The sequence below is a fragment of the Bradyrhizobium sp. Mp27 genome (genome assembly GCF_029953005.1).
In the GTDB taxonomy this organism is placed as follows: Bacteria; Pseudomonadota; Alphaproteobacteria; order Rhizobiales; family Xanthobacteraceae; genus Bradyrhizobium; species Bradyrhizobium barranii.
The window spans coordinates 1-1,065 of record NZ_JASAUS010000527.1 but is presented as its reverse complement, the minus strand read 5'-3'; the positions used below and the strand labels follow the sequence as shown (position 1 = coordinate 1,065).

Here is a 1,065-nt window from a genome sequence, read left to right as displayed (position 1 = left end):
CACCACCTGCTTTGTTACGAAGCAGGCAGCGCAACAGACCAACCTGTAGGGGGTCAATTTTGGACGCCGATCCCCCGGCTTAGGGGGTCAATATTGCAAGCCGAATGACACGAGCACAGTTGGCACCAGAAAAGCTTCCGGTGTGGTCCTAGATACCGCCTGGGAATCCAGGCTCTTGAATTGCGGTTCGGCTGATAGAGCCGTTACATCCCCTGTTATCTTGTCTCTCCTAACCACATGAAGCTGGCTAACAGCTAAGTCGCAGAGAACAACAGGAGAGTGCGTGGTAAGAAAAACCTGAGCCTTTATGCTTCCATCTTTCTTTGGCGCCTTCAGTTGGCGAAGCACGCGCGCAATGCGATGCGGCTCTAGGCCGTGTTCCACTTCATCAATAAGCGCTATAGAAGCATTTACTCGTGCCTGATCTTGGAGCGCGGCAACGAAGAGCCGCGACGAACCCAATCCGAGTTGCCGTAAGGGAAGATTTTTTTCGTGTAGGGATATCCCCCGGCCAGAAAGCCCGACAGCTTGAATATCCAGCATCGCTTGCAGGTCGTCTGTTACAGCTACGCCCAATGCCTGAGCCGCACACTTGGCTTGCTTGATCACCTCGGCGAAGAGCGCTTTTGATTCCTTGGAGAACTCCGCACGCGCGATACGTCCAGCTTCAGCTAAGAGCGCACGAGACCCCTTTGCGTCCTCAGTTATCTTGTTGAGAACGGAAAGCCGTCCCCAACCTAAATGGTGGTCCGCGTAGGGTCCCAATCGAGAAGGCATAACTTCTTGGCGATCGTTGTAGCTCAACGATGGAAGTCTTTTACCTTCCTTTTCTAAGCGCCGATTGAAGATGCCCCATTCAGCCTCAAGGGTTTGGTCAACAGTCAATCGCACCGAAAGGGCGGGCTGAAAGCCCCTTGCCTCGTCAGGCTCATCCTCAAGCGTTTGTGTCTCGCCATGGAGCTATGGCGGAATCTGGGTGATGACGGTGTGAGGAAGGCGGCGTATCGAGGCGGGTGACGAGCCTGCCAGAACCTCTCGAGGAGAGCGATACGCCATGACCGAGAC

1 protein-coding gene is annotated in these 1,065 nt (G+C 54.6%); it reads right to left on the bottom strand.

The window, feature by feature from the left end; translation table 11 throughout:
* Window positions 1–87: 87 nt before the first annotated feature.
* Entirely contained in the window at window positions 88–885 is a 798-nt protein-coding gene (locus QJT78_RS51530) for an AAA family ATPase (RefSeq protein ID WP_244433474.1), read from the bottom strand.
* Window positions 886–1,065: the final 180 nt, after the last annotated feature.